Origin of the sequence: Mycetocola reblochoni REB411 (assembly GCF_900163835.1) — a bacterium.
Taxonomy (GTDB): Bacteria; Actinomycetota; Actinomycetes; order Actinomycetales; family Microbacteriaceae; genus Mycetocola_B; species Mycetocola_B reblochoni.
In genome coordinates this window covers 1-1,424 of record NZ_FUKR01000060.1, presented here as the reverse complement: position 1 = coordinate 1,424, position 1,424 = coordinate 1, and the positions used below count along the sequence as shown (strand labels likewise).

Below are 1,424 nucleotides of genomic sequence, written 5' to 3'. Positions count from 1 at the left end.
CCGAGCGCGTCCTCCTCGGCGTGGCGACGTCGGCGCGCAACGCCCCGTTGATGCTCGCGTTGACGACGATCGCGCTGCCGGACGAGCCTGTCGTCCAGGCCGCGATCGTGCTCGGGATGCTCATCGAGTTCCCGCACCTGGTCGTGATCACGCAGCTGCTGCGCCGCCGGACCCGGCGGGAGGCCCGGCTCACCCCGCCGCCGTCACCTGCTCAGGCGGCGGTGGCGCGCCAGTCCACGCAGGGCGGTGGCGTCGGGACGTGGTGAGGGCTGCTCGGCGAGCTCGTCCAGGCGGCGGCCGGCCTCGGCCACGTCCAGTCCCGGCCCGATGGCGACGAGCTCGCCCCGCTCGGGCGGCGACGGCAGTGCTGCCACGTGGACCTGACGTCCGACGACGTTGACGAGGTAGCCGCGCTCGCCCCTCGCCGCCGGGACGCGGACCCGGCCCTTGAGCCGGTAGGCGCCGGGCGGAGGCGACTCCAGCAGGTCCAGGAGGGTGCGGGCGGAGACGGCGTCGTGCAGGACGATCGAGGCGGAGCGCGCGTGCGCGTGGTGGTGTTCCGCGTCGCGGAGGAGCCGGGCGATCGGCAGCTCGTCCGCCGGATCCTCGGCGGTGGCGGCGTCGAAGACGAGGGCCGGGTCGATCCGCCCGCGCTCGGCGACGACGGTCACGGCTGCGGGATTGCCCCGCGTCACGTGCTCCGCGATCCGCGCCGTGACGGCGTCGCGCTCGGCGGGGACGAGCAGCTCGCTCTTGCCGATGACGGCGAGTGTCGTCGCGGCGTGGCGCCGGGTCGTCACCTCGGTGTCGTCGGCGTCGTCGGCGGTGCCTCGGTCGCCGTCGTGCCCGGGGCGTGACTCCTCGAGCGCGTCGACGACCTCGACGACCCCGGCCGGGCGGATCGACTCGACGCCGCTGAAGCGGATGAGCCGGGCGAGTGCGACCGGGTCGGCCACGCCGCTGGCCTCGATGAGGATCGCATCGAGCCTCAGGCGCGGGGCGCTGAGTCGTTCGAGGGCGTCGTCGAGGCCGCCCGACTCGGGCAGGCAGCAGAGGCACCCCCCGGAGATCGCGGCGGCCTCGTCCACCTGGCCGGTCACGAGGCCTGCGTCGACGTTGATCGCCCCGAAGTCGTTGACGACCACGCCGAGCCGCGCGCCGGGGGTGCGCAGCAGGTGGTTGAGCAGCGTGGTCTTGCCCGCGCCGAGGCGGCCGGTGATCGCCACCACGGGGACGCGTCGCGCGGAGCCGTCGTGGGGGGAGGGGGCGGCCTCCGGTCGCGCGGGGATGGTCATGGGATCGTCCGTTCCGTCGGGGATCGACGCGGACAGTCTATTGAGAAGTGATCTCAATAACCACTGCGGCGACGGGTCCCGCCGGTCCCGCCGGTCCCGCCGGTCCCGCCGGTCCCGCCGGTCCCGCCG

Annotated in this window: 1 protein-coding gene and 1 pseudogene; one reads left to right on the top strand and one right to left on the bottom strand. The window is 75.1% G+C overall.

Features of this window, described 5'->3' with window-relative positions; genetic code table 11:
- Positions 1 to 266: pseudogene (locus FM119_RS10945) on the top strand (hypothetical protein); the annotation flags it as partial.
- Here the strand turns inward: FM119_RS10945 and FM119_RS10940 are convergent.
- On the bottom strand, positions 204 to 1,295 hold the full coding sequence (locus FM119_RS10940; protein WP_087138067.1) for a CobW family GTP-binding protein: 1,092 nt from the start codon (positions 1,293 to 1,295) through the stop codon (positions 204 to 206). The pseudogene FM119_RS10945 and the gene FM119_RS10940 sit on opposite strands and share 63 nt — an antisense overlap.
- Positions 1,296 to 1,424 lie beyond the last annotated feature (129 nt).